Here is an 18,479-nt window from a genome sequence, read left to right as displayed (position 1 = left end):
CCGTGAGTCTTCTGGTCGAGCCCCGAAACATTCACGACATTTTGAGCGGAGAACCCCATGGCGCGCACAGCTCGTGTGGTCGCGGTGTCAAACCGGGCCACCGACGGGGGGCACGAAGACAGGACGGGTCCGGTGATCGCGGCATGGCCACACTCCTGCAGCTACGCCGCGACCGGGCCCGCCCTGGCGCCTGACGGAGATCCGGTCGCCTCCGAACCGCCCGACACCCTCGATGCCGTGTTCACTGGCCAACAGCAACACCCGACGCGTGAGCCGGGAGCTGTGTTTCGAGCAGATGTCGTGGACACGCCGTTGACCGTCGAGGAACTGGCGAAGCTTGTCGAGCGTGACGCGGCCGGTGCGATCGTCACCTTCGGCGGAGTCGTACGCGACCACGACGACCGGCGAAGCGTCCAGGAACTGGAGTACATCGGCCACCCCACCGCGACCACAGTGATCGCAGAAATCGCCGACGAGATCGCGGCCCGCTTCGACGGTGTCCATGCGCTTGCGGTGTCACACCGCATCGGCCTGCTCAGCATCGGTGACGTGGCACTCGCCTGTGCCGTGGCCGCCGAGCACCGCGAGCAGGCCTTCACCGCCTGCTCCGAACTCGTCGACGAAGTCAAGCGCCGCCTGCCCATCTGGAAACGCCAGGTCTTCGCGGACAAGACCGAAGAATGGGTCAACTGCCCGTAACAACATTCGCAGGTGAGGCCGCACAAATGTGATCAATACTGGAGCGGAGCAGTTCGAGGCGTGCGCGGCGCGAGGAGCTCACCGCCGCTGGCCTGTACCGCGACATCTGGCAGTGCCCGGTGGTGCTGCTGGCCGACGTCCGCTCCGTCGGCGTGCAGGGCGACGGCCGCACCTACGGCCACCCGGTGGTGCTGCGCCCGGTGTCCAGCGAGGACGCGATGACCGCCGACTGGACGCGGCTGCCCTACGACGTCCTGACGCAGATCTTCACCCGCATCACCAACGAGGTCCCCGAGGTCAACCGCGTGACGTTGGACGTCACGTCCAAGCCCCAGGGCACCATCGAATGGGAATGGGCAGCGCTCGCTACCTCAACGTCGCCGCTGATGACCTTGGTCCGAGCGTGAACCAGCTGGCCAGCGTGAGCGGCATGCTTGACCACAGGAAGCAGAACAAGAACAGAAAAGAGGGCTTCCACAGGCTCTGACCTGAGGAAACCCTCTCGCCGGTCGGGACGGCGGGATTCGAACCCACGACCCCTTGACCCCCAGCCAAGAACCACCCTGGGTGCGAATCTGGGTGCGAACTGCAGCCGATCGGGCGTCTGAAGCAAGGTCTTCGCCAACATTCTGCGCTGTTTGCCCTGGGACAACACCAGAGCCACAACGTGAAGCCGACTCAAAATCCGTCCAGTGTGCGTTCGAATCGCACCGGGGGCACTTCTCTGACCAGGTAAAATACGCAAACTTCTGGATCTTGACGGCGTGCTGCACTCCGTCAACGCCGGCGGCGCGGGAGCTCGTCAGGTTCCCTCCCGCGCGGATCTGGCCAGGTCTTGCTCACCCGGACCACGACAACGGTGATCATCCCGGCGAACTTCGTGCTTGTTCACCGACCTGGCCGCGGTCGTTGTGTCGCCGACCAGCGAGCGAGCGCGGGCACCAGGCGTTCAGAAGGACCGTTCGCGAATGCGGCGAAGGACGGCCTCGGTCCCGAGTTCTTCCCGCGCGCTCTGATTATCGGTGTAGAAGCGGACCAGCTGGTAGACGAGTGTGGGATCCACGGCCAGGTGGATCGTGTTGATCTCGATCATGGGTACCGGTGGAAGCTTGTCGAGCCGCCACGGCCCCAGCGAGTTGTCGCTTTCGCCAAGGGGCGTTGCTGTAGGCGATGACGAGCACCTCTCGAGTGCCGTTGTCACTCGGCTTGACTCCAGCGAACGAATCCGAAGAACACCGCGGCTGCAGCGGCTAGGAACATCGGAATGCCTGGAGCGAACGCACCATCACCGACGTTGCCGTAGTCCCAAGCGGCGAACACCGCGCACAGGAACAGACAAGCCACCAGGAGGTTGATCAGGACGAACTGCGCGCCCGAATACCTGATCTCCGTCGCACGCTGGTCGCCAATCGTCGTGGTATCGACATCTGCGATGCGGTTCGGCGGCCGGAGCCGCGTCACATATCCGAACGCAGCCGTGGACCAGAGCAGAGCTGCGATCAACAACGCGTACTTGACCGCGCCTGCGAAGCCGGTACCGAAGGCCATCAGCCCCCACACCCACGCTCAGAGCCCCGAGCACCACGAGAGCACCGAATGCCAGGACGACCCTCCCCCTGCTCTCGACCGGCCATTCCACCGGCACGGCCAGGGGACTAGAAGACGGCATTCCAGGCGTCCTCGCTCACGGCGGTGGAAGGGCGGTTGCGATCGACGCGACTCCGTCGAGAAGGGTATCCGTCGGGTGGCCGCTGACCGGTTCGGTCTCGGCGATGGTGAGCAGTGTTCCATCCTGGTCGGAGTCGTAGTGCTCGCCGGTGAAGCGGAAGCCACCGAACCCCAGAAGCTGAGTTCCGACCGGGATCACGTCACCTGTCCCGTACTCGTCTTCGACTCGCTTCAGCCCTGAGGCGGTCGTGCGCGACGGCATTCTCACCCACATGACGGACACGGCGATCACGTTGCCTTCTCCGTCGGCGACCGGGAAGAGCCGTTGCTGCAGCTTCTTGCACGGATGCCGCAGGAGGTACTGCTGCACCTCACCGTAGGACTGCGCCGCGCAGGAGAGATCATGCCGAACTTCTTGGCGGAGCCTGCGGAGTCCCATCCGCTTCCAGGCTTCGCCTTCGTTGCCCTTGCGAGCGGCGTTCCGACTGCTCCTCGTGGTTTTCACCTGGGTGCCGCGCTGAGCGGCCGCACTCTCCACCGAGCTGCCGACCGACGCGGTGGTCCCGCCCCCACCAGCGGACATCATGAGTCCGGCTACTACGGCCGCCCCCACCGTTCCGCTCGTAGCCTTGGTCCAGCGGCCTCTGCTGTCTCGGGGCTGATCGGGGTTCCCGGCCAAATGTTCTCCTCCATCGAGTCGTTGAGCGACCCGATGGTCTTAGGAACCTCCCGCTGCGTCCGGAGAACGCACAACGATCACCCGAACGACGCAATCAACACTCATACCGAGTCCAGGTCGAAGGTGCGTTGGGCTCCGCCGACGACGGTCGGGGGCGGGAACGGGTCTGGTCCGGGGAGCGACTCCCTTTCCGGTGAAGCAGTAGCGTCACGTCCCGTCCGCGCCGTCCTTCAGGCACGCCTCGATCGCGACGGTCTTCCCTTCGGGGATGTCCACGTTCTTGAACTCGCATCGGCCGGGCGGATTGGATCCGTCGTCGTCCTCGGCTTGCGCGCGATGGTTGCCGCTGGATTCGCTCCGGCTCCCCGCACCCCAGGCGCGCAACCCGCCTTCCTGCACATCGCAGACCTCGAGGACATCACCGTCGTGGAAGAACACCGCATGAGCCTGCGATCACCCGAGCGCGTACTGGTCGCGTTCAAAGCGGGCGAGGATTTCACAACCCAATTGATGTGGGTGAACACCGATGCGGCGACAGCGCCCGGCCAGCAACACGAACCTCGGTAGCGCCACCTCGCCCCGAAAGTGCCACGCACCGACCAGACCTCAGGGAAACTGAAGTTCGGTGACACGGCAGTGGTGGAAAAGCACGGCTCTGAGCTATGAGAAGCGCGCAGAAACGCCAAAGACCATCGGCACCGGTTAGCTATGGCGACGGTGCGGGATCGTTCTTTCACGGGGCGGAGGTACTCCGCGCGCCATCCATCGCCTGACCAACAAGGGAGATGGCTGGCCCATCGGCTCACGCCCATCCCGGATCGCAGCGATCTGATGATCTGATTCCAGCACGCCAAGTCGAGTTTCGTTGCTACGCTGCCGCTTGCTGGCAGATCAAGGGAACAGAGGGGGAGCAACTGTGACGACGTTTACGGATTCGTCGCTCCCGGCTGGTTCCCGCGTGACAGAACAAGAGCTCGCCCGGCTAGCGGACTAGAGGTTCGCCGGCCCGACGGCGACCGACGCACCCTTGGGCGGGATGTCGTCGGGCCACACCGGGACATCTGGCCCAGGCGAATCCCACCAGGTGATGCAACCACGTTCAACGTCCGCATCCGGGGCATCCCAGTGCGGCTCATGGATAGCGAGAAGGGCATGTTCGTACCCGGCCGCGTCAGGGTTGGATTGGAGCGACCCGGTATACCCCTCGTGGGTGTTGAACCAGTAGCCGAATGTTCCCCGTCGTCCCGTTTTCCGGTAGACGACATAAGCGAACTCACCGTCGAGCCACGCTGCGAGCACCGTCGGTCAGCGCCATCGAGCAACACGTGCAGCCGGGTGGTGGTGCTTGGCACGAGCGAACATCATCGGTACAAACGGCGAGGTTGTTCGGATGTTCGACACGAGGGAGTGTTGCGCGAGTGCTGATCAAGAGCAATGCGGGCGAGTGGGGAGACAGCTCGACGCGCGTTGGACCGGATGACGGATACCTCGATCGAACACCGGTCTTCCAGTTCATCCTCCTGTCCTTGCTCTTCCCCATGTGGGGCGCCGCAGCGGGGCTCAACGACATCCTCATCCCGCAGTTCAAGTCGGTCTTCGAACTCAGCGATGCGGCGACCGCTTTCGTGCAGAGCGCCTTCTACGGCGGCTACTTCCTGATCGCCATCCTCGCTTCGCGGTTCATCAAGCGGACGTCGTACAAGGCCGCGGTCATGGTCGGCCTGGTCCTCTACATCGTGGGCTGCGGGCTGTTCTTCCCCGCCTCCCACATGGCCACCTACGGCATCTTCCTCGTCGCGATCTTCGCGATCGCCGTGGGATTGAGCTTCCTGGAGACCTCCGCCAACACGTTCAGCTCGATGCTCGGGCCGCGGCGCACGTCCACGCTGCGGCTGAACATCAGTCAGACGTTCACCCCGCTGGGGAACCTGACCGGCATCGTCCTGGGCAAGTACCTCATCTTCGACAACGCGGCCTCGCTCGAAGCGCAGATCGCCTCCGTGCACGGCGCGGAGCGCCAGGAGCTCATCGACCGGCTGCTGGGCCAGACATTGCTCCCGTACAAGTACATCCTGGCCGTTCTCGTCGTTCTCCTCGTGCTGTTCGCTCTCACCGAGTACCCGAAATGCCGTCCCAGGGTCGAGAAAGCCGCCCAGGCGGGGATCGGGGAGACCCTGAAGTACCTCTCGGCGAACAAGCTCTTCCTCAAGGGAATCGGAGCGCAGTTCCTCTACGTCGGACTGCAAACGGCGGTCTGGTCGTTCACCATCCGCCTCCCCTTGGAAACGATTCCGGGCATGAACGAGTACGAGGCCTCGAACTACATGATCCTCGGATTCGCCGCCTTCTTCATCGGCAAGTTCCCCGCCAACTTCCTGATGAGCAGGTTCTCCGCTTCGCACGTGCTGATCGCGTACACGGCCATCGGCGCCGTGATGCTGGTCTTCGTCGCGTTCGGTCCGGGAAACTGGGCGGTGTGGGGCGTCGTCCTCGCGAACCTGCTCATGGGACCGTGCTGGCCGACCATCTTCGGGCGCACCCTGGACACCATCGAGGACAAGCGCCACCAGGAAACCGGCGGTGCCATCCTGGTCATGGCCATCGTGGGCGGCGCCGTCATCCCGGTGCTCCAGGGGTTCGTGTCCGATGCGACCGGGTCGCTGCAGGTGTCGTTCATCGTGGGCGCGGCGTGCTTCGCAGCCATCATGGTGTTCTTCATGGACCAAGCTCGACACGCCGTGACCGACGAACACGCCTGACCAGGCGGCGTCAAGCGGGGCCTGCACGGGCAGGACCGGAAAGGCCGGAGCTCGCCACCTCCCGGTCGTCATTCGCCCCCGGTGTCGCGTGGCGTGGGGATCTCGCCCGCCGAACGGGCGCGTGCGTTCCTGCACCGGTTGGCCCACGCCACCCGTGGGGATGCGGCGAGGATCCTTCCGTCCTCGAGGTCTGGGAGGGCGTAGCGGAGGATTTCGGCTTCCGCAGGACTCCACGGCACGAGGATCACGTCGGCTCGCCAGCGGTTCTTGTGCTCCTGCAACCAATTGCGGGCGTCCGGGACCACTACTGTCTGGCGGCCGTGTCGCCGAGCGAGTTCGGTGGCGACGAGGTGATGGGTTTTGCGCTCAGGGCGGGTGTCCTGATCCGACCGCTCGGGCACAGCGACGCACCTCCACCGTGACGAAAGAGACTGGTTGCTCAGTCAACCGGAAGCGGCGGCCGTCGAGGAACCGGCAATCAGGCGGAGACGGTGACCCGTCCAGGTGTCACCCGACGTTCCCAGTCGTCGCGCTCAGGAGTTCGGCATGCCGGTTCCGCTGGACGGCATTCGGTGCTCTGCGCGATTAGCGTGACACCTCATGGGTGAGGAGCACGGGCTGGTCACCGACTTGTTGTCGGTGTGGTGGATCGCTTTGGTGGCGGCGTTGGGGCCTGTGTTGGCGTTGATCACTCGGCGAGTGGTTCCGGACGTGGTCTGGTTGTTGGTGTTCGGGGCGTTGATCGGGCCGCACGTGCTGGGCTTGGCGGCCGAGACCGATGCGGTGGGGTTCCTGCGCGAGCTCGGGTTGGGGCTGTTGTTCCTCCTCGCGGGGTTCGAGGTGCGGGTGGCGGACATGCACGGTGCTCAGGGTCGGCACGCTGCGCTCACGTGGGCGGGGTGCGCCGTGCTGGGTGTCGGGGTTGGCCTGCTGTTGACGCACGGTCAGTGGCAAGTCGCGATCGTCGTGGCGATCGCCTCGACGTCGACGGCGTTGGGCACGTTGCTGCCGATCTTGAAGGACTCCGACGGGATGGGCACGCCGCTGGGGCGGGCGGTCATGACCCACGGTGCCTACGGTGAGCTGCTGCCCATCGTGGCGATGTCGGTGCTGCTGTCGACGCGCGGCACGTGGCAGGCCGCCGCGGTGCTGCTGGCCTTCGCCGCGGCGGCCGTGATCGTGGTCGTGCTTCCCGCCCGGATCCTGCGCCGGCTGCCGCTGCTCGGACGTGCGGTGATGGGTGCTTCCAACACGACGATGCAGACGACGTTGCGGATCACCGTTCTCGTGCTGGTGACCTTGATGCTGCTGACGGCGGTGCTCGAGCTCGACGTCGCCTTGGGTGCCTTCTCGGCCGGTCTGCTGTCGAACGCCGTGTTGCAGGCAGTCTCCCGGGGTCATGCCGAGGAGATCGCGCACAAGATCGAGATCGTGGGGTTCAGCCTGCTCATCCCCGTGTTCTTCGTGACCAGCGGCATGGCCATCGACATCGCGGCGGTCGCTGCGCAGTGGCCGCTGCTGCTCGGCTTCATCGCGATGATCCTGCTCGTGCGCGGGCTGCCGGTGTTCCTGCGCGAGGCGTGGACCACGACCCGTTCCGGCATCACCGGCACCGGCGAGCAGGTGGCGCTCGGGTTGTACGCGGCCACCGGGCTGCCCATCATCGTCGCTGTCACGCAGATCGCGGCGTCCTCGCAGCTCATCACCGCCGCCACGGCCTCGGTCATGGTCTCCGCGGGCGCGGTCACCGTGCTGCTGTTCCCGCTCCTCGCCGGGCGCCTGTCCCGGCGCGGCAGCTGAGTCAGTTCGCCGCGATGAGGTCGGCGGTGGCGCGGGCGCTTCCCCAGGACAGGGTGATGCCCGCGCCGCCGTGTCCGTAGTTGTGCACGACCGTTCGGCCGGGGATCAGATGTCGGTCGAGTTCGAGGCGGGGGCCGTTCTCGCGGGCGGGGCGCAGGCCGGCGTGGTGTTCCAGGACGCGGGCTTGGCGCAGTTCGGGGACGAGTTCGGTCGCGCGTGACCACAACGCCTTCGCCGTGTCGGGGTCCGGGGCGGTGTCGGTCTTGCCGGGCTCGAAGGTGCCCCCGATGATCACGTCGTGGCGGCGGGGGTGGACGTAGGTGTGGCCGCCGGGGTTGTGCTCGTCGCGCACCGACACCGCGAGCCCGGGGTTCGACGCCCGGATGACCTGCCCGCGCACGGGCTGCACGGTCGTGTCCCCGCACAGCGTGCGGGACGCCAGCCCGGTCGCGTTGACCACGACGCGGGCGTGGTCGGTGAGCTCCGCCAGCGAGGACAGCTTCTTGGTGCGCACGTCGACGCCGAGTTCCCGCGCCTGCGCGTGGAGCCAGGGCAGGTACGTCGGAACCTCCACCATCGGCACGGAGAACCGCCAGGTGCCGGTGAACGGGTCGTCCGCGTCCTCGGTCGCGAACCCGGGCACCGCCGTCGACCACCACGGGGCCCGGGGCAACGGGCGCCGGTGCAGCATGCGGGTGCCGACCATGCGCACCCCGGGCACTCCCCGTTCCGCCTGGTCGGCGAAGACGTCGAAGCTCTCCTGCGCGCAGGTCAGCGCTCGCTCGCTGCCGCCGATGCCGACCGGGTACCAGACCGCGGCCGCGAGCCACGACGTCGTCCTCGAAGGTTCATCGGCGGTCACCACGCACACCCGCGCACCGCGTCGGCGCAGCTCGACGGCGCAGGTCATCCCCACGATGCCGCCACCGACCACCACGACGTCGAACTCCTCCACCTTGCCCCGCTCTCCACGACGACACGAACTCGCCCAGTCCACGCCGTCCAGCAGGCCGTTGTCCAAGATCCAATTGGTATGCTCCCATAAGGAGCGCTTATAGTGGCTGGATGGAGGTTCGGCGGCTGCGCTACCTGGTCCACCTGGCCGAGCACGGCAGCTTCACCCGCGCGGCGGCGTCGCTGCACATCGCCCAGCCCGCGCTGAGCCAGCAGATCCGGTTGCTCGAACGCGAGCTCGGCGCGGAGCTCGTCGACCGCCGGCCGACCGGGATCGCGCTGACCGCGGTCGGTGAGGTCGCGGTCGCCGAGGCCCGGCAGGTGATGGACCGGATCGACCGCGCCGAGCGGGCGATCCGCGACGCCGTCACCGGTCAGTCCGGCCGGTTGCGCATCGCCTACACGCGCTCGGCTCCGGGCGGTGTGACGGCCGAGCTCGTCGACCGCTTCCGCGAGCACCACCCGGACATCGAACTCGCGCTCACCACCGGGTGGACCGCCCGCAACATCGACGATCTGCGCAACGGCTCGCTGGACGCCGCGTTCGTCCGCCCACCGCTGGACGTTCCGGACCTGCGCTGCGACACGCTGACCACGGAGGAACTCCTGCTGGCCGTGCCCGCGGAGCACGAGCTGGCGTCGGTGCGCACAGTTCGCCGCGAGCAGGTCGAGGATCAGCCCGTCGTCCTGTGGCCGCGCGAGAACGCCGCCGGCATGTACGACCGGATCGTCAACCAGATCTGGCCGGGTTCGACCCCGCGGGTCGTGCGCGAGGAACCCGACGACGAACAACTCCTCCGCGCCGTCGCCGACAACGCCGGCATCGCACCGGTGCCCGCGCCCCGCGCGCGCTCGCTGCGCACCCGCGGCGTGCGGCTCAAGCACCTCGCGGCACCACGCCCCACCGTCGACCTCGCGCTGGCCTATCACCCCGAGACCAGCCCCGCGCTCAACCACTTCCTCGACCTGTGCAGGCAGATGCCGAATGCTGATGCCGCCCAACCGCGGTGATCAGCGCGGGTCGCGCTCACCGGGAGTCAGGTGGTCTGCCCCGCAGGCCTCCAGTGCTCGCGCGGGCGTTCACGAGCCTTCACGTGCACCTGTGCGAGACGCCGTGTGGCGAAGGCCCTGCCCGCCTGAATCCTCAGCACTGCGATACCCAAGGGCAGCACCGCGCGAACCGCCGGCGAAGTGGGTGCCTCGCTCGACGCGGAGAACACCGACGGCGCCCCGCTCGCGCGGTGGGCGGCGACGAGTTCGCCGAGCGGCAGACTCGCCGTCTTCACCTGGGAGCCGTCCGGCAGGGTGGGGGTCATGGGGTGGTCGCCGAGCCGGGCCGCTGCCAGTTCGCCCTGGCCGCGCCCCGGCGACGCCAGACCGTCGACGAGCGTCGCGGCCAGGGCCTCACCGACCTGTCCGTCCTCCATCCCCAGGGACGGCAGCATGTCCACGCGGACCTCGGCTGCCGGTGGACGTCCTTCGCACAGCTTGACCACGACGCTCTCGGCGGCCGCCACGCCGAAGCCGGCTCCGCTGACGAGCGTGCGGTCCGCTGCTGCGGCGTCCTCCCCCAGGTCGAGCAACGCGGAGAGGGCTTCGACGTCGTTGGCCAGGTCGACGTAGTGACTCGTGGGCAGGCACGCCCGCACCAGCGGCAGCGCGGTCTCCGCGAAGGGCCCGACCGTGTTGATCACGACATCGGGCCGCTCCTGCCGAATTCGCTCCGCCATCTCGTCGGCGGAAGCGGCGACGACCGTCGTGGCACCGGGAACTCGGGCCGCGACCTCCGCCAAGCGGGCAGCGTTCCGACCGACTTGGTTGATCATGGCCGGAAGGCGTCATCAGGTGCTTGAGCACGTCGCCATTCCGCGCGGGCCGATCGAGCTCGCCGCCCACCTCCACCTGGAGTCCTCGTCACCGTTGGGGCAGTACGAGTGAGACGTGGGACCTGATGCTGTGCTGCGTCGGTGTACCGGGTGCCATCACACCGCAGAAGTGCCGATCAAGCCTTCTCGGGTCACGAGTTCGGCGAGTTCTGGCTCGCTCCAGTCATCGGTGCCGGTGGGACGCTGCGGGAGGACCATGTAGCGGGTCTCCGCGCTCGAATCCCAGACGGTGATCTGCACGTCCTGGTCGAGGTGCAGGCCGAACTCGACGAGGACGGCGCGCGGGTCGCGGACCACTGCTGATCGATATGCCTCGTACTTGTACCAGCTCGGCGAGGGACCGAGGAGGGCCAACGGGTAGCAGGAGCACAGCGTGCAGACGACGACGTTGTGCTCGGTGGGCGTGTTCTCGACGACCCTGAGACGTTGTTCCTGCAATCCGCCGCCCATCGACAACCCGAGTTCGTGCAACGCGGTGTTCGCGTTGCCGAGCAGCCGTGCGCGGTAGGCCCCGGAGCTCCACGCGCGTGCCACGACGCGGGCGCCGTTGGTCGGGGATGCCTGGTCGAGGAAGTCCGCGACGGCCGAGTCCAGCTCGGCATCGCTGGTCACCCCTGCCTCGATCAGGCGTTCCTCCAGCCTTCTCACCCGGGCGGCGACGGGCAGGCTCGCGTGATCACCACTCATGGCTCCTCCGTCAGGTAGGACTCCCACAGGTCGACCGTGACGTCGTGCGAGCCGTCGCCCCACAGGTCGCGCGCTGCGAACCGCACCGCGTACACGGGCTCGATGCGGGAATCGGGTAGTTGCTGCGCCCGGTCGTCCGGGAGCGGGTACCGCCCTTGGAACTCGACGACTTCGCCGACTCGTCCCCGCACGTACCTCGGGACGCGGGTGTGGTGTGGCGGGTCGACCACAGTCGTGCGGACCCGGCTGCCGGGGCGAAAACGCGGTTCACTCACGTGCCAACAGCCCCTTCTCCACCAGCAGCGTTTCAATCCCGGCCAGCCAGCGCTCGTAGTACGAAGAGGCCAGGTAGTCCTGGGGCGGCATTCGTTCGACCGCATCGCGGAACTCGTCCAGGTTGTAGACACCGCGACCCAGCAGAACCCGCTGGAGAGCGAAAACGCGGGCCTCCCAGTCAGCCTGGAAGGCCGGGGCCTCGCCTGGATCGGGGTGCACCGCGCCGAATCCCTGCTGGCCGCCGACGTCGTTGACTCTGCTCACGACCCACGACGCTATCCCGGAGAAGCGGTTCACGCATCAGTGCCGCGCACTGGTCGGGGGACATGGCAGCAACCGGAAAGGATCGGCCACCAAGTTGAGCACCAAGGACGATGTCACCACCGCGTGGATCCGTCGGTACCGGCCGTCCGCGACGAGCACGACGCGGCTCGTCTGCTTTCCGCACGCGGGCGGGTCGGCCAGCTTCTTCCACCCGCCGGCGCCGCACTTCTCCCCCGACACCGACGTGGTCTCCCTGCAGTACCCGGGCCGCCAGGACCGGCGCAACGAACCGTGCGTCGAGGACATCGAGACGCTCGCCGACCTGCTGACCGACGATCGCCGCGCTCAGCGACAAACCCACCGTCTTCTTCGGACACAGCATCGGCGCGGTGCTGGCCTTCGAAACCGCGTACCGGCTCGAGCAGCGGGGAGCCCGCGCGCCCCGCTCGGTGATCGCCCCCGGCCGTCGCGGACCGGCCACGCGGCGCGACGAAGCGGTGCACAAGACATCCGCCAGTAGACCTGGGCAGAAGTTCACCATCGGTCTTACCAGTGCGCAAGCGTTGATCAACACCGGATACATGGTGATCGCCCTAGTTCCCCTGAGGTAGACGCGATCGTTCGAACCGCAAGAAAATGTTGTGGTCGCCGACGGCCACAGTTCTGTAACGCCGCCGAGAAAAAGATTGAACCGCCCTTGTCCAGCGACAACGAAAAGCCTGCACCCCGTACGGGCTCCCCACGTTGCGGTATGCGGCCCAACCTTCGAGTGCGGTAAACAGCGCATCCGAACACGCGTGACCGACACCACTTTCCGCCAGGAAGAGCATTTAGTTGCGCGCAACCCGAGCCGCCAGAACGGACAAGTCCGAACACCCAGAGCAATTGCTCAAATGAGCCGACACCCCTCCCTCACCCAGATGAGCGCGGTTAAAATCCCATAATTCACAGAGTTGCCATATTTACTTCAACTCGAACAGGAACCCTTATGTTTGCGACCGCATCCCGGGAAACAGCGGATCGTTGTCGCGCCGTGACAGCGTGAAACGACTCAATCCGGCCGGAGCGCGTTCACAGCGGTGGTCCACCTGCGACGACACGCGCTAGTGCGAATCGAGGATTCGCGGCTCCTACCGCGAGCTTCAACGATGCGCTTTTCACCACTCGTGCACCGACGCGCATGATTCGGATGCGAACGCCGTCGGTGACGACGTGTGATCAGCGCGCTCGGACGTCCCGGCCGAGGTGCGCGGGCATCAGCTCGCGGACCGCTGGGAGGTGCTCCAGCGGATGCGCCCGCCGGGCTTGTAGATCGAGAGCCACGCGGCGGCCCCGATCGTGAGGACGTGGAACACGGCCATCCCGACGAGGTTGGTCCGCGCGCCGTTGAGCGCCCCGACGGGCCGGATCGCGTCGGCGATCCAGCCGGGCGTGAGGCTGGCGGTGATGGCGATCGTGGCGACGACCAGGACCAGCTTGATCAACGGCCAGTAGTGCTTCGCCACTCCCCACTTGGTGCCGACGGAGAGCACGAGCCCGGTGCCCAGGGTGATCAGCGACGCCGGACGCGCGAGCGAACCGATGAGCAGCTCGTGGAACTCGTACCCGGCGCGCACGATCGCGGCGTCGGACTCGGTCAGCACCGCAACGGTGAGCACGAAGGTCACCGCAGCGATCCCGAACCACCCCGTCCCGGCGACGACGTGCGCCAACAGCACCGCTCGCCGCGCCCGCGCGGAAAGCCGGCCTCGGGTCCTGCGCGGGCTGCGACTGCGCGGTGCGGCGGACGGCGTGGGCTGCCTGGAGGTGGTCATCATCGCTCCACGAGGTATCGGGCCCACCGGCGATCCGGGCGAGCACGTCGACTTCGGTGTGCGAGCGATGATCCGCTGCCCACAGCTCTCCGCCATCCTCACCAGAGCTGATCCGCACCTACGCAACCCCGCGTACGTCGCAGCACCCGTGCGCCGAGACCTGTTCGCCGCAACAGCGGCCCCGAACTCCCGGCACCGGGCACTCGCCGCCGATGTGCGCATAAGGTGGCGGCGAGGAGGTTGCCATGGAGGGGATGCGTCCCACCATCGCGGACGTGGCGCGGGCCGCCGGGGTGTCCCGGACGACGGTTTCGCACGCGCTCAACGGCCTGGGCAAGGTCGACCCCCGCACGCGGGAACGGGTCGCGCAGGTCGCGGCCGAGCTCGGCTACCGGCCGAGCCTGCGGGCACAACGGCTGAGGCGCGGCGAGTCGCGCACGATCGGTCTCGTGTCGTCGATGCCCGTCGCAGTCGCTGGTGGACCGTCCCGGCTCGGTTTCTTCATGGAGGCAGCGGCGGCAGCGGCAGAGACGGCCCTGCTGCACGGATTCGCGCTGGTCCTGGTCCCGCCGGTCGAGGCGGACCCGCCCCTGAACTCGCTGGACGTCGACGGTGCGATCGTCGTCGAGCCCGACGAGGCCGACGTGACGACGAAGCAGTTGCGAGCACGCGGACTGCCGGTCGTGGCGCTGGGGCGCCACCCCGGGGCCGACGTGCCGCACGTTGACCTGCACGCCGCGGCGGTCGGCCGGCTGCTCCTGGACCACCTCCGGGAGCGGGGCGCGCAGCGCATCGCGCTGATGATCGGGTCCAGCCGTCGTCACTCCTACGTGGACGTGGAGGCGACATATCGGGATTTCACGGCGGAGGGCGGGGTTCCAGCACTGGTCACCCTGGCTGACGAAGCCGGCGGTGAGGAAGCCGGCTACCGGTCCTGCGTGGAGATCTTGGACCGGAATCCCGATGTCGACGCCATCTGCGCGGTGGTGGACGCGTTCGCGGTCGGAGCCGTGCGCGCGTTGACCGACCGCGGACGTCGCGTGCCCGACGACGTGCTCGTCGCGACCCGCTACGACGGGCTGCGGGCCCGCACCTGCGAACCGCCTCTCACAGCGGTGGATCTTCACCTCGGCGACGCCGCGGCCAAAGCCGTCGAACTCCTCATCACCACCCTCCGGAGCGACACCGAGAAACCCGAGGCCGCCGTCCCCGCCCCCGTTCTCGTCCCGCGCCGCTCGTCGCTGCGCTGATCGAGGCCGGGCTCAGCCCGCGATCAGGAGAACGGTGCCGGAGACGATCGCGAAGAGTTGCACGAGCAGTCGCATCACGCGGTCGTCGAGGCGGTGGTGGACGAAACGGCTCAGCAGCGCTCCGACCGCCACGGCCGGTAGCAGGACCGCCGCCATCCCCAGCGCGTGCAGGGTGATCTTGCCCGTGGCCAGCAGGACCACCAGCGAGATCACCTCGCCGGCGATGAAGCAGACCGCGACCGTCGAGCGCAGCACGGCGGCCGGGTGGTGCTGGTAGACCAGCGCGAGAGGCGGCCCTCCGACCCCGGTCGCCGTCTCGGTCACACCCGTGATCGCCCCCGCGGCCAGGAACGCGCCGCGGCCCGGGGTGAACGACGGCGCGAGCAGCGTGACCACCGCCGCCAGCACCGTGGACGCGCCGACCACCAGGTTCAACTGCGCCAACGGCACGGCGACGAGCACCCAGAGGCCGCCGAAGGTGCCTGCGAACCGGCCCGTCGTGATCCACTTGGCTCCGCGCCAGTCCAGCTTCCCGCGCTCCCGGCCGGCCACGTAGAAGTTGAGCGGGATCATCAGCGCCAGGAGGAAGACCGGCAGCAGCGCGGGTTCCACCAGTCCCACGACCGGCGCGACGATCAGCGCGAAGCCGACTCCGGTGCTGCCCTGGACGAACGCCGCCACGGCCACGACGAGCGCGATGACGGCCAGCAGCGCGACGCTCACCGGCGCACCTCCGTCGAGCGGGGGTGGACGCGGTGCAGCTCTGCGGTCGCCACCACCTCGCGGGCGAGCTTCTCCCCGCGTTCGAGGAGTTCTCGCCCGTCCCAGTCGACCGGCCGGCCGTGCCAGAGCCGGAGCCGACCGCCGACGAAGACCGCCGTGATCTGGTCGCGGTTGGTCAACCGGACCAGTTCCCACGGCAGGTCCCACGACGGGCACAGCTCCGGCACGTTCAGGTCGACCAGCAGGAAGTCGGCGAGGCCACCGGTTTCGATCCGGCCGATCCGGTCGATCCCGACGGCGTCACCCGAGATCGCGTGCTGCAGCCACGTCCAGCCACCTCCGCACGAGGAGTCTCCGGTGGCCAACCCCGATGCGATCCGCTGCGCGAACTCGGCGGCGTCGACGAGCCGGAACCCGTCGCCCCGCGTGCCGTCGGTGCCGATTCCGAAGCGGACGCCGAGCGCGAGGAACGCTGTCGCGGGGGCCACGGCGTTCCCCTTCCAGGCGCTGGCCACCGGGTTGTAGCTGATCGCCGTCCCGGTCTCGGTGAGGAGCCGGATCTCACCCGGGGTCAGCAAGGTCGCGTGCGCACCGAGGATCTGCGGCCCCAGCGCGCCGATCTGGTCGAGGTGCTCCAGCGGCCGGAGTCCGCGCTTCTCCAACGACCTCTCCACCGATGCGAGGTGTTCGTTGACGTGGATCTGGAGGATCGCACCCGATTCATCGCACAGCTGCGCGAGTTCCCGCAGCACGCCGTCCGGTACGTGGTCCGGGGTCGGTATCGCCAGGGACGGGTGGAGCAGCGGCGAATCCCAGCGAGTCAGATGCCGCTCGGCCACCTCCACGTCCTCGCACACGGCACCGAGGACGCACCGCAGTCCGGCCTCGTCCACGCCCTGCGCGACGCTCGAAACATCGACCGGCGCCCGTGTTCCCGCTTCCGCAACCGTGGTGAAGCCCCCGCGGAGCGCTTCGAAAGCGGCCAGTTTCGCCGCCACGTAAGCGGATTCCGCGGTGAGCTGCCGCTCCAGCGGCACCCAGATCCGCCGGAAGATCTCGGACGGCTCACCGAATGCGAGCGCCTTGCCGAAGCTCTGCGTGAGGTGGTGGTGCGCGTCCACGAAACCGGGCATGAGCAGGTGCCGGTCCAGGTGAACGGCTCGGAGGTCGGGACGGGCCGCGACGACGGCATCGGCCTCGCCGACCATCGCGAACTCGCCCCGGGAAACAACGACCGCCCCACCGCGCACCGGGCCGTCCGGCAGCAGCAGGACTTCGGGGAGCAGCAGGAACTCGTCGTCATCGAAAGCATCAGGCCGCAACGGTGTCCTCACTTCGTTCGGTCTTGCGGACGTGGTTGAACAGAACGTTCAGCACCGCGGCGCTCGCCGCACCGACCGCGACTCCGCTCTCCAGCAGGATCCCGGCGGTGGCCGGGAGCCGATCGTAGATTCCCGGCACCAGCACGGGAATCAGTCCGAGGCCGAGCGGAACCGCGACGACCAGCAGGTTCCGGTGATCGGACAGGTCGTAATCCCGCAGCATCTGCACACCCATCACGGCGATGACGCTGAACACGACGACCGCCGTGCCCCCGACCACCGAGGGCGGGATGGCGTCGATCAACCGCACCAAGGGCGCCAGCAGGCCGATGACGACGAGCACCAGCCCGGCGACGACCGTGACGAACCGGCTGCGGACCCCGGTCATCCGGACGATGCCGATGTTCTCGCCGCTGGTGACCATGAGCGAGGTGCCGAAGAACCCGCCGAGCAGCGAGACCAGGCCATCGCCGCGGATGGTGCGCGGGGCGTCGCGCCGCACGTCGATCTCCTTGCCGACGACCTCGGCGTTGAGCACCGTCTGGCCGGTGGCTTCGGCCATCGACGCCAGCGCGAAGATGAGCAGCGGGATCGCGGCGAGGAAGTCGAATTCGGGCGGGCCGAACGGGAACGGCGTCGGCAAGGCCACGATCTCCGAGCCGATTCCGCCGAAGCGAAGCTCGCCGAGCGTGGCGGCCAGGGCGGTGCCCGCCACGAGGCCGAGCACGACCGCGAGCTGCCGCAGCATGCCGCGCAGGAGCCGGTGGAGCAACACCGTGAAGGCGATGGTCGCCAAGCCGATCAGCAGGTGCTTCGGATCGCCGAAGCCGGGACTGCTGGGCTTCCCGGTGATGAGCTGGGCTCCGGATTTGATCAGCGTGACCCCGACCAGCACGATCATCGTCCCGATCACGATGCCCGGGAAGAACCGCAGCAGACGGCCGAACAGCGGCAGCGCCGCGAAGTAGAAGGCACCGGTGAGGATCACCGCGCCGACGGCGGTCCGGACACCGTGCTCTTGCGCGATCGCCAGGAAGAGGATCACCGGGGCCCCGCCCGGCAACATCACGAACGGCAGCCGCGCGCCGATGTGCCACGGGCCGAACGACTGCAGGAGCGTTCCGACGCCGGCCAGCACGAACGTCGCCGAGAGCAGTCGAACGGTGAGATCAGGAGCCAGGTCGAGCGTCTTCGCCACCAAGAAGACGCTGGAGATCGGTGCAGCGGCCATGACCAGCACGTGCTGCAGACCGAAGGGGATGAGACGGGACAGCGGGCGGAATTCATCGACCGGATGTCTTGGCACTTCGAGCCTCCGTTCCCGGGGAGGTCGGGCAGAACGGGATGGGGCGGCGCTGCCGCCCGCGGGGTGCCGCGTGACGCCCTGTCGACACGTGCATGTTCTCGCCGCATCACCAGGGCCAAATCGATTTGGCCGGAAGTATTCAGACCGTCCCGGGCCGTGTCAACCCCGCGGACGATCCGCGCTCCTGGCCGTCAATGCATCACCGGGATGGCCGGAAATCAGGGCGAAAGGCCCAGGCGGTGTTGCGGTGGGCGTGGTGGACTTGTGCCTCGCTGCGTCGTTGCGCCCGAAGGCAGGTTGCCCATGTCGTCTGAGCGTCGTTCGCATTCGGTTGGGGCCGAAGGTGGCCGGGCTCTGGGGGTCTGGCGGGGGTTGAGCGCCCTGTTCCTGCT

20 protein-coding genes and 2 pseudogenes are annotated in these 18,479 nt (G+C 67.9%); 8 read left to right on the top strand and 14 right to left on the bottom strand.

The features are described 5' to 3' along the window. Window positions 1-57: 57 nt before the first annotated feature. The gene (locus tag E1202_RS21170; RefSeq protein ID WP_132684889.1) at window positions 58-699 is read left to right on the top strand and encodes a molybdenum cofactor biosynthesis protein MoaE; all 642 of its coding nucleotides are present in this window, start codon (window positions 58-60) and stop codon (window positions 697-699) included. Window positions 700-767: 68 nt separating this feature from the next. Then, window positions 768-1,106 (top strand): annotated as a pseudogene (locus E1202_RS21165) (GMP synthase (glutamine-hydrolyzing)); the annotation flags it as partial. A 542-nt stretch (window positions 1,107-1,648) separates the two neighbouring features. Here E1202_RS21165 and E1202_RS31520 read toward each other — a convergent pair. From E1202_RS31520 to E1202_RS21150, 4 genes are all read right to left on the bottom strand, one after another. Next, window positions 1,649-1,792, bottom strand: coding sequence for a hypothetical protein (locus E1202_RS31520; protein WP_165943927.1), 144 nt, complete (start codon window positions 1,790-1,792; stop codon window positions 1,649-1,651). A gap of 104 nt (window positions 1,793-1,896) precedes the next feature. Beyond that, window positions 1,897-2,247 carry a hypothetical protein gene (locus E1202_RS21160; protein ID WP_132684888.1) on the bottom strand — a complete coding sequence of 117 codons (351 nt, stop codon included), beginning with the start codon at window positions 2,245-2,247 and terminating at the stop codon, window positions 1,897-1,899. Between the two features lie 136 nt (window positions 2,248-2,383). Further along, window positions 2,384-2,905 carry a hypothetical protein gene (locus tag E1202_RS21155; protein ID WP_235878782.1) on the bottom strand — a complete coding sequence of 174 codons (522 nt, stop codon included), beginning with the start codon at window positions 2,903-2,905 and terminating at the stop codon, window positions 2,384-2,386. 348 nt (window positions 2,906-3,253) lie between these two features. Next, complete coding sequence (locus E1202_RS21150; protein WP_132684886.1) at window positions 3,254-3,484, bottom strand: hypothetical protein; 231 nt, start codon at window positions 3,482-3,484, stop codon at window positions 3,254-3,256. A 791-nt stretch (window positions 3,485-4,275) separates the two neighbouring features. Between E1202_RS21150 and fucP the strand changes: the two genes are divergently transcribed. Further along, a complete protein-coding gene (fucP, locus tag E1202_RS21145; RefSeq protein ID WP_132684885.1) occupies window positions 4,276-5,805 on the top strand; it encodes an L-fucose:H+ symporter permease in 1,530 nt (509 codons plus the stop codon). A gap of 68 nt (window positions 5,806-5,873) precedes the next feature. On the opposite strand, the gene E1202_RS21140 is transcribed toward fucP, so the two are convergent. Then, a complete protein-coding gene (locus E1202_RS21140) occupies window positions 5,874-6,206 on the bottom strand; it encodes a hypothetical protein (RefSeq protein WP_132684884.1) in 333 nt (110 codons plus the stop codon). Between the two features lie 199 nt (window positions 6,207-6,405). On the opposite strand from E1202_RS21140, the gene E1202_RS21135 reads away from it, so the two are divergent. Then, window positions 6,406-7,605 (top strand): cation:proton antiporter, encoded by a 1,200-nt coding sequence (locus E1202_RS21135; RefSeq protein ID WP_132684883.1) that lies wholly within the window; start codon window positions 6,406-6,408, stop codon window positions 7,603-7,605. 1 nt (window position 7,606) lies between these two features. Here E1202_RS21135 and E1202_RS21130 read toward each other — a convergent pair whose 3' ends face one another. Beyond that, complete coding sequence (locus E1202_RS21130; RefSeq protein ID WP_235878778.1) at window positions 7,607-8,626, bottom strand: FAD-dependent oxidoreductase; 1,020 nt, start codon at window positions 8,624-8,626, stop codon at window positions 7,607-7,609. Between the two features lie 44 nt (window positions 8,627-8,670). On the opposite strand from E1202_RS21130, the gene E1202_RS21125 reads away from it, so the two are divergent. Next, window positions 8,671-9,570 (top strand): LysR family transcriptional regulator, encoded by a 900-nt coding sequence (locus E1202_RS21125; RefSeq protein WP_132684882.1) that lies wholly within the window; start codon window positions 8,671-8,673, stop codon window positions 9,568-9,570. A gap of 26 nt (window positions 9,571-9,596) precedes the next feature. On the opposite strand, the gene E1202_RS21120 is transcribed toward E1202_RS21125, so the two are convergent. The 4 genes from E1202_RS21120 to E1202_RS21105 form a co-directional block, all read right to left on the bottom strand. After that, the gene (locus E1202_RS21120) at window positions 9,597-10,352 is read right to left on the bottom strand and encodes a saccharopine dehydrogenase family protein (protein WP_132684881.1); all 756 of its coding nucleotides are present in this window, start codon (window positions 10,350-10,352) and stop codon (window positions 9,597-9,599) included. Between the two features lie 189 nt (window positions 10,353-10,541). Further along, window positions 10,542-11,132 carry a nitrile hydratase subunit alpha gene (locus E1202_RS21115; RefSeq protein WP_132684880.1) on the bottom strand — a complete coding sequence of 197 codons (591 nt, stop codon included), beginning with the start codon at window positions 11,130-11,132 and terminating at the stop codon, window positions 10,542-10,544. Then, window positions 11,129-11,407, bottom strand: a complete 279-nt coding sequence (locus E1202_RS21110) for an SH3-like domain-containing protein (RefSeq protein WP_207918826.1) — start codon at window positions 11,405-11,407, stop codon at window positions 11,129-11,131. The genes E1202_RS21115 and E1202_RS21110 overlap by 4 nt, the downstream gene beginning before the upstream one ends. After that, a complete protein-coding gene (locus E1202_RS21105) occupies window positions 11,400-11,672 on the bottom strand; it encodes an SH3-like domain-containing protein (protein ID WP_132684878.1) in 273 nt (90 codons plus the stop codon). Before E1202_RS21105 ends, E1202_RS21110 begins: the two co-directional genes overlap by 8 nt. Here E1202_RS21105 and E1202_RS33010 point away from each other — a divergent pair. Continuing rightward, window positions 11,659-11,946: pseudogene (locus E1202_RS33010) on the top strand (thioesterase domain-containing protein); the annotation flags it as partial. The gene E1202_RS21105 and the pseudogene E1202_RS33010 sit on opposite strands and share 14 nt — an antisense overlap. Window positions 11,947-12,061: 115 nt before the next feature. Further along, window positions 12,062-12,283 (top strand): alpha/beta hydrolase family protein, encoded by a 222-nt coding sequence (locus E1202_RS33005; RefSeq protein WP_408006980.1) that lies wholly within the window; start codon window positions 12,062-12,064, stop codon window positions 12,281-12,283. Between the two features lie 645 nt (window positions 12,284-12,928). Here the strand turns inward: E1202_RS33005 and E1202_RS21095 are convergent. Continuing rightward, the gene (locus E1202_RS21095) at window positions 12,929-13,486 is read right to left on the bottom strand and encodes a hypothetical protein (protein ID WP_132684877.1); all 558 of its coding nucleotides are present in this window, start codon (window positions 13,484-13,486) and stop codon (window positions 12,929-12,931) included. A gap of 245 nt (window positions 13,487-13,731) precedes the next feature. On the opposite strand from E1202_RS21095, the gene E1202_RS21090 reads away from it, so the two are divergent. Then, window positions 13,732-14,736 (top strand): LacI family DNA-binding transcriptional regulator, encoded by a 1,005-nt coding sequence (locus E1202_RS21090; protein ID WP_132684876.1) that lies wholly within the window; start codon window positions 13,732-13,734, stop codon window positions 14,734-14,736. Window positions 14,737-14,748: 12 nt separating this feature from the next. Here the strand turns inward: E1202_RS21090 and E1202_RS21085 are convergent, their stop codons facing one another. From E1202_RS21085 to E1202_RS21075, 3 genes are read right to left on the bottom strand one after another with little or no spacing between them, the layout of a single operon-like run. Further along, the gene (locus E1202_RS21085; protein WP_132684875.1) at window positions 14,749-15,459 is read right to left on the bottom strand and encodes a sulfite exporter TauE/SafE family protein; all 711 of its coding nucleotides are present in this window, start codon (window positions 15,457-15,459) and stop codon (window positions 14,749-14,751) included. Then, entirely contained in the window at window positions 15,456-16,781 is a 1,326-nt protein-coding gene (locus E1202_RS21080; protein WP_235878776.1) for an amidohydrolase family protein, read from the bottom strand. The genes E1202_RS21085 and E1202_RS21080 overlap by 4 nt, the downstream gene beginning before the upstream one ends. Beyond that, the gene (locus E1202_RS21075) at window positions 16,771-18,087 is read right to left on the bottom strand and encodes a uracil-xanthine permease family protein (protein ID WP_132684874.1); all 1,317 of its coding nucleotides are present in this window, start codon (window positions 18,085-18,087) and stop codon (window positions 16,771-16,773) included. Before E1202_RS21075 ends, E1202_RS21080 begins: the two co-directional genes overlap by 11 nt. Between the last annotated feature and the right edge of the window lie 392 nt (window positions 18,088-18,479).

The sequence above is a fragment of the Saccharopolyspora karakumensis genome (assembly GCF_004349225.1).
Lineage (GTDB): Bacteria > Actinomycetota > Actinomycetes > Mycobacteriales > Pseudonocardiaceae > Saccharopolyspora > Saccharopolyspora endophytica.
The sequence above is the reverse complement of the archived record's forward strand: the minus strand, read 5'-3'. Positions and strand labels throughout refer to the sequence as shown.